The 5,844-nt window shown below is 71.4% G+C and carries 10 protein-coding genes; 7 read left to right on the top strand and 3 right to left on the bottom strand.

Translation table 11 applies throughout. The annotated features are described in order from the left end of the window. Positions 1–821: SDR family NAD(P)-dependent oxidoreductase (locus ACLBYE_RS29170; protein ID WP_447696831.1), on the bottom strand; the 821-nt coding region annotated here is incomplete at its 3' end. A gap of 421 nt (positions 822–1,242) precedes the next feature. Here ACLBYE_RS29170 and ACLBYE_RS29165 point away from each other — a divergent pair. Together ACLBYE_RS29165 and ACLBYE_RS29160 are read left to right on the top strand one after the other, a co-directional pair. Then, the gene (locus ACLBYE_RS29165) at positions 1,243–1,497 is read left to right on the top strand and encodes a hypothetical protein (RefSeq protein WP_020094723.1); all 255 of its coding nucleotides are present in this window, start codon (positions 1,243–1,245) and stop codon (positions 1,495–1,497) included. Positions 1,498–1,529: 32 nt separating this feature from the next. Beyond that, positions 1,530–1,772: a hypothetical protein gene (locus tag ACLBYE_RS29160; RefSeq protein WP_020094724.1), complete on the top strand. Its 243-nt coding sequence runs from the start codon at positions 1,530–1,532 to the stop codon at positions 1,770–1,772. Here the strand turns inward: ACLBYE_RS29160 and ACLBYE_RS29155 are convergent. Both ACLBYE_RS29155 and ACLBYE_RS29150 read right to left on the bottom strand, forming a co-directional pair. Then, entirely contained in the window at positions 1,769–1,945 is a 177-nt protein-coding gene (locus tag ACLBYE_RS29155; RefSeq protein WP_447696830.1) for a hypothetical protein, read from the bottom strand. The two genes, ACLBYE_RS29160 and ACLBYE_RS29155, sit on opposite strands and share 4 nt — an antisense overlap. Positions 1,946–2,404: 459 nt before the next feature. Continuing rightward, positions 2,405–2,719, bottom strand: coding sequence for a hypothetical protein (locus ACLBYE_RS29150; protein WP_447696829.1), 315 nt, complete (start codon positions 2,717–2,719; stop codon positions 2,405–2,407). Between the two features lie 520 nt (positions 2,720–3,239). Between ACLBYE_RS29150 and ACLBYE_RS29145 the strand changes: the two genes are divergently transcribed. The 5 genes from ACLBYE_RS29145 (at position 3,240) to ACLBYE_RS29125 (ending at position 5,230) form a co-directional block, all read left to right on the top strand. Beyond that, on the top strand, positions 3,240–3,470 hold the full coding sequence (locus tag ACLBYE_RS29145; protein WP_020094727.1) for a hypothetical protein: 231 nt from the start codon (positions 3,240–3,242) through the stop codon (positions 3,468–3,470). Positions 3,471–3,555: 85 nt separating this feature from the next. Then, the gene (locus ACLBYE_RS29140; protein WP_100253040.1) at positions 3,556–3,867 is read left to right on the top strand and encodes a hypothetical protein; all 312 of its coding nucleotides are present in this window, start codon (positions 3,556–3,558) and stop codon (positions 3,865–3,867) included. A 99-nt stretch (positions 3,868–3,966) separates the two neighbouring features. Further along, the gene (locus tag ACLBYE_RS29135; protein WP_447696828.1) at positions 3,967–4,287 is read left to right on the top strand and encodes a polyhydroxyalkanoic acid system family protein; all 321 of its coding nucleotides are present in this window, start codon (positions 3,967–3,969) and stop codon (positions 4,285–4,287) included. A 106-nt stretch (positions 4,288–4,393) separates the two neighbouring features. Continuing rightward, positions 4,394–4,603, top strand: a complete 210-nt coding sequence (locus tag ACLBYE_RS29130; RefSeq protein WP_447696827.1) for a hypothetical protein — start codon at positions 4,394–4,396, stop codon at positions 4,601–4,603. 432 nt (positions 4,604–5,035) lie between these two features. After that, a complete protein-coding gene (locus ACLBYE_RS29125) occupies positions 5,036–5,230 on the top strand; it encodes a hypothetical protein (RefSeq protein ID WP_020094731.1) in 195 nt (64 codons plus the stop codon). Positions 5,231–5,844 lie beyond the last annotated feature (614 nt).

Here is a 5,844-nt window from a genome sequence, read left to right as displayed (position 1 = left end):
GACCCCCGGGCGGCGACGGCGCGCGCGGTCCGGTACCGGCTCGCCGGCGTCGCCGCGCCGAGCTGGGCGGCGAGTTCGAGGCGCGCGGCGTCCAGCGCGGACCAGGCGGCGCCGTTCTCCAGAGGCGGGATCGTGACGACCTCGCCGGCATCGAACCCCGCGAGCGCGGCCGCGACCAGGTCGGACGGCGTCATGACGATGCTGGCCGGGAGGTTCCGGTGGCCGCCGACGCCGGCCACGGTCCAGAACTCGGTGGCCGTCGCGCCGGGCAGGACCGCCTGGATCCGGACGCCCCTGGGGGCGAGTTCGTGCTGGAGCGCCTGCGTGAAGGCGAGAACGTAGGCCTTGCTCGCCCCGTAGACGCCGTTGAGCAGTTCGGGATTGAGGGCGACGGTCGAGGCGACGTTGATGATCGCCCCGTGCCCCCGCGCGACGAAGGCCGGCGCCGCCGCGAAGGCGAGGCGCGTCACGGCCGTGACGTTCACGCCGATCATGCGCTCCATCTCGTCCGGATCCGCCTGGAGCAGCGGGGCCGCGGAGCCGAAGCCGGCGTTGTTGACCAGGAGGGTGATCGCCGGGTCGCTCCGCAGCCGGTCCTCGACGCGCCGGAGACCGGCACGGTCGTTGACGTCCGCCGCGAGCGCCTCGACGGTGCGGCCCGAGGCCCCGCGCACCGTCTCGGCGACCGCCTCCAGGCGATCCGCGTTCCGGGCGGTCAGGATGAGATCGTGGCCGCGCGCGGCGAGCTGTTCGGCATAGATCGCGCCGATCCCGCCCGAAGCGCCGGTGATCAGAGCAGTTCCCTTGGCACATTCCGTCATGACAACTCTCCGTCTGTGCTGCTGAATGACGGAAAGTGTAGCGATCGCGACGGAGGCTTACATTTATACGGATGCGGGCCGGCGCCATACATTGGTATGACCCGGTGGCATGATCGGGCCGCCTTGCCCAACGCCCGTCGGGCAGGCGCGGGGAGGCCGGTGCGGCGCCGGCCCGCTGACGGAATCGGCGCCCGAGATCCGCCGCGCGTCGATCCGGGAGAGGTGCACCCGCGGCCTCGCCATGCTAGAACGAAAGCGGAACAGATCATACGGGCGGGCCGGGCACAATCTGCGGGCGAGACTTTTCTTCCGGCCCCGTGGACGCGTGTGGATACGGCTCGAAAACTCCTGTCGTGGCGCGCCCTTGGGCGGCCCGTGCGGTCTGTGGAGAACCTGTGACGAACCGGGGTGCAGGACGACGATGGCGATGAGGACGGCGTTCGTGGTGCAGCCCTTCGAGCTGCACCGGAAGCGGCTGCGGCCGGCCCGGCAGGAGCCTGCGCAGACCGAGAGCGGGGCGGTGAAGAAGGCCGAGAACATGGCTAGGCGGATGCCGGGCGCGGCGGCGCTGAAGGTGGTGGCCGACGACGAGACCGGCGAGCTGGAGGGCGTCACGATCCTCGGCCAGTGGGGCGAGATCCCCGACGACTTCGCCGAGAGCCTGCAGGGCGCCTAGGCCACAGATCACCAGCGGGGCGGGAGAGCGCCATGTCGGCGGTTCGGCGGGTCGGGAACTTCCTCCAGGTGCAGGACGGCGACGGCTGCCGGCACCTGCTGCGCGTGACGAGCGTCCAGGCGCTGAGCGACACGGACCTGATGCGCAACGAGACGTTCATCACCGCGGCGGGGCGAACGATCCGGGTGACGCAGCCGCTCGACGAGATCGTGGACCTCGTGGCGCCGGGCGAGCGGACGGCGCCGGGGCCGCAGGAGGAGCCGTGGCCGTTCTAGCCGCGGGAGATCATCCCGCGCGCCATCTGCAGCAGCAAACGGCGGTCCGACAGGGTGAGCGCGTGCCAGACGCGCAGCAATTCCCCCGTCATGTCGATCGTGGCGAGCGCCTCGGATTCGTCGAGGAAAGCGTCTTCGGGCACGCCGAGGGCGTGCGCGATCTGCCGGAGCATCGATCTCTTGCCGTTCGGCCCGAACCTTCCACCCTCGAATTCCGGATCCGCCAAATCGATCTCCGACGGACGCGCGGCGGCGTCACTTTAAATCTACAGTATCTTTATAACGTGAGAGTGCGAACACCGCATCGATGAAACGGAAATAAATTTTACCGGTATGTTGATACCAATTATTTGGCAGCCGATCATTATCTAAGATTGGCAGAAGAACCTGAGCTAGACACAGCGATCAAAATTCGATGGCCCGCAACAGATTTGCTCGGCATCTGCATTGAACGCGGCGCGGGATCATCCCTCCCCGGCGACGGGCGGTCCCGGGCCGCGGGTCAACGGTGCGATGGTCCAGCGCCCGCGCGCCGCCGCCCGCCGCGTCGGGATGCCGGCGGTGGGGCGATCCACCTGTCCCACCCCGATCCGGCACGGGGCGGGACGGATCCTCAGGACGGGGTCCGGCGATCAGCTGCCGCCGCTGCCGTCCCCGCTCCCCTTGCCGACCTGGGGTACGCCGCGCTCCGGCTGGCCGGCATTCCCGCCGGCGGCCGAATCCGTCGTGATGGTCGTCGCCCCCGTCCCGGTGGGCGCGACGACGGCGGTGCTGCCCGGACCGCTGTTCTGGCTGCCGCCGGGAACGACGACGGTTCCGACCGGGGTGCCCGGCGTCACCGGCTGGGCTGGTCCGGGTTGCCGGATCGGTGCGGGACCGGTGCTGGTCTGCGCCGAACCGGGCGACGCCGCGACCAGCGCGAAGATGGCGAAGAGGGCATGACGCATCATGTGCTCCTTGGCATCTCGGCCCGACTGTGCCTCACGCACGGGCCTCCGTGCCCGAACGCGGGAGCGCGGACCCGGTTTCCGACACCCGTCGTCATCGTGCGCCGCCGATCGTCGTGTCCGGCCGCGCCCGGCGCGCAGGGTCTCGCCCGCGGGCGGAGCGCCAACCTTCCGGATCCGCGCACGAAAAGGCCCCGCGCGGCGCTGCCGGCGGGGCCGAAGATGGGTCTGCCTTGGGAGGATGCAGAGGCAGATGCTTAGCCGGCGTTGCGCCGCCGGTGCACCGGCGACACGACATGCCGGCCCCGCATGGACCGCCGGTCACGGCGGCGTCAGGCTTGCATGCCGGGCTGGCCCCGTCCCGTGCGGTGGACGGCCGGGACCGCGGCGCGGCGCCGAAGGTCCGGCCATCCTTGGATAACCATGTCGACCGACGGCTTGTGGACGCCGCGGCCGGGTCGTCGACAGCGTCATCGACAGCGTCCCGCCGCTGTGGTGCTGATCGGCGGCGAGGAGTCCCATGAAGCACATCATCGTTCTGGCGATCGCGGCCACGGCCCTGACGGCCTGCAACGCGGCGAACCGGCCTGGCCGCGGCGAGCTCTTCATGAGCGAGGCGGACGTCGCCGCGAAGGACGACGCGATCTGCCGGGGCTACGGCGCCGAGCCGGGAACGCCGGAATACGTGCAGTGTCGGGGAACCCAGGACCAGCGGCGCGACGCGGCCCAGGCGCCCCGCCGCAGCGGCTGAGTGCGGCGGCCGCGAGGGCGCGGCCTCCGGGACCAACGCCCCGCTCGCGCGTTGTCCGCGCGGACCGCTTTCCCTGGAGCGCGTGATGCTCGCCCGATCCGCCCTGATCTTCATCGTCCTGACGTCGGGGGCCCAGGCCGCCGCCTTCGACGACCTGAAAGGTTATCTGGCGTCCTGCCTGCGGTTCGAGATGGCCGGCGCCCCGGCGGAACGCGGCGGGCCGCTGTCGTCCAAGGTCCGCCGCGCCCTGGAGCGATGCTCCGACGACGTCGCGCGCCTCGACCGGGCGGACGGGCGCCGGCTGCGCGGTGACGGTGGGATCAGCCCGTCGACCAAGGAAGTCATCCGGAGCGTCGTGAGCGGTGGGGCCGGCGGCGTCCGCACGGTCCGGTACTAACCGCCGGCGGTTTGCCCGGCGCATCGATCGGGTGGCGCCGATCACCGGGTGTTAACCTTCCGGCCGCACCTCACGGGGCTTGCCCGCGAGGAGATTCCGATGCCGAAGCGCCTGACGATCACCGTCCCGCACGACCTCGGGACAGCCGAGGTTCGCCGCCGCATCGACCTGCACATGGACTGGGCTTTCCGCCGCCTGGAGGCGGAGAAGATCCGCGTCGAGGCCGAGGACTGGCTGAGTAATCGCCGCTCCTTCTCGGGTAGCGGCTACGGGCAGTCGGCGCACGTCGCCATCCAGGTGGCGGATGACGCGCTGGAGGTCGAGGCGCTGGTGCCCTGGATGGCCAGCCTGTTCGCGCCCGTCATCGAGTCGGTCGGGCGCCACTACGTCGGGCGCCTCCTGTCCGACGAGGCCGCCTGACGCGCGCGGCCCGGGGCGGCGATCGGTCCGGTGTGCCCGCGGGGCGGTTGTGGCCCGGTCGTGCCGGGGCTAAACGCGCCGGCTCGGTGGCGGCGCAGGGGCCCGGATGAGCGATGACGTGGCGGCCCTGCTCCTCGCGCTCGCGACCGAGAACGCCGAGCTGCGCCAGCAGCTCGCCACCGCGCAGGACATGCTGATGGAGACCGCCATCGACGCCGGCCATCTCCACGCCCGCATCGAGGCGCTTCAGGCCGAGCGCGACGCGTGGCAGGCGGAGGCCGATCGCTTGGCGCGCCGGCCCCCGCGTTCCCTGTGAGCGCTCGCAGCACCCGGCGCGCCGAACCTGCGGGCGGGTGAGACCGAGGCCGCCGGCGCGACCGGGGAGGGCGCACTCGGGCCCCGGGGCGCATCGGCGTGAGCCCGCACGGGGGCGGGCTCACGCCGTTCCTCACGCCTTCCCGGGTTGCGGGCAGGGCACGCGCACGTCGACCGTCTGGCCGGTGAGGGGATTGAGGATCAGCATGGCGGCGGTCTCCGGTGTGTGTGACGGTAGAACGCCGTCCGCGGGCGCCGGGATCACGCTGCGGCGTGCCGTGGCGCACAGGCGGCGACGGGGTCGCCGAACCCGGATCCGTGTCGGAAACGGCCTCCGGCGAGGCCCGCGAAGCTCGCCACGGTCGGGATGCCGCCTTACCTCAGGTCGTGGCGCCCTGGCGGCCGCCAGGGGCAGAACACCTGGAGGATCGATATGGCCATCGATAGATCCGGTGAGCGTGCCGCGCTCGATACCGAGGTAGAGGATACCCAGGACACCATCGCGAAGCTTCGCGAGGCTGCCGACGGAACGCCGCCCGGACACAGTTCGCGCGTGGCGCTGAAGAAGGCCGAGGAGAAGCTGGCCGAACTGGTCAAGCACATCACCCGGCGCGACCGGACGGGTTAGCGCGGCCGCGGACGCGGGGACCACCGGACAGGTCCCCGCGCGCCGTCCGCCGGCTCGGTGTCACCCCGCCGGCGCCGAAGCGCCGGCTCTCGATCCCATGTTACCGCCGGACGGATCCGGCGCGGGCGGCGCCAGGGTCGTCCGCGGCGCACCCACAGTGATGACGAACCCTCCCCGCTCAGGCGGCCGGCAGCGCCGCCCGCAGGACTGTCGGCGCGTCGCCCCCTGGCCGCCCGCGCGGCCTCGCCGCGGACCGATGCATGCGCCTCGGGCGCAGGCCCCGAGCACCCCGCCAGAACTTCAACAGTATTTAACAGATCCGCCCGGAGTTAATCGGCCGTTTACTATGTTTTCTCCGACGTCGCGAGCCTGTGTGTCCGTAAAACTACAGCTATTCTGCTCAGAGCTTGGTAGTCTTATCACCAGATCGAAACCCGGATCACCCTGATGACCAAGCTCCTCGCCTCCCTGACCGCCTTCACTGCGCTGACCGCCGCGGCGTCCGCCGCCGACCTTCCGCGCCGCGCGGCGCCGCCGCCGGTGTTCACGCCGGTGCCGGTGTTCACCTGGACCGGCTTCTACATCGGTGTGAACGCCGGCTACGGCTTCGACGC

Source organism: Methylobacterium sp. A52T, from assembly GCF_053346095.1.
This window is presented reverse-complemented; position numbering and strand designations above follow the sequence as displayed.

What these genes read in the sequence shown, in the direction of transcription:
- ACLBYE_RS29155 (WP_447696830.1), bottom strand. Translation starts at nt 1,945, where the DNA reads ATGCTCCGGCAGATCGCGCACGCCCTCGGCGTGCCCGAAGACGCTTTC.
- ACLBYE_RS29125 (WP_020094731.1), top strand. Translation starts at nt 5,036, where the DNA reads ATGGCCATCGATAGATCCGGTGAGCGTGCCGCGCTCGATACCGAGGTA.
- ACLBYE_RS29130 (WP_447696827.1), top strand. Translation starts at nt 4,394, where the DNA reads ATGAGCGATGACGTGGCGGCCCTGCTCCTCGCGCTCGCGACCGAGAAC.
- ACLBYE_RS29140 (WP_100253040.1), top strand. Translation starts at nt 3,556, where the DNA reads ATGCTCGCCCGATCCGCCCTGATCTTCATCGTCCTGACGTCGGGGGCC.
- ACLBYE_RS29165 (WP_020094723.1), top strand. Translation starts at nt 1,243, where the DNA reads ATGGCGATGAGGACGGCGTTCGTGGTGCAGCCCTTCGAGCTGCACCGG.
- ACLBYE_RS29160 (WP_020094724.1), top strand. Translation starts at nt 1,530, where the DNA reads ATGTCGGCGGTTCGGCGGGTCGGGAACTTCCTCCAGGTGCAGGACGGC.
- ACLBYE_RS29135 (WP_447696828.1), top strand. Translation starts at nt 3,967, where the DNA reads ATGCCGAAGCGCCTGACGATCACCGTCCCGCACGACCTCGGGACAGCC.
- ACLBYE_RS29145 (WP_020094727.1), top strand. Translation starts at nt 3,240, where the DNA reads ATGAAGCACATCATCGTTCTGGCGATCGCGGCCACGGCCCTGACGGCC.
- ACLBYE_RS29150 (WP_447696829.1), bottom strand. Translation starts at nt 2,719, where the DNA reads ATGCGTCATGCCCTCTTCGCCATCTTCGCGCTGGTCGCGGCGTCGCCC.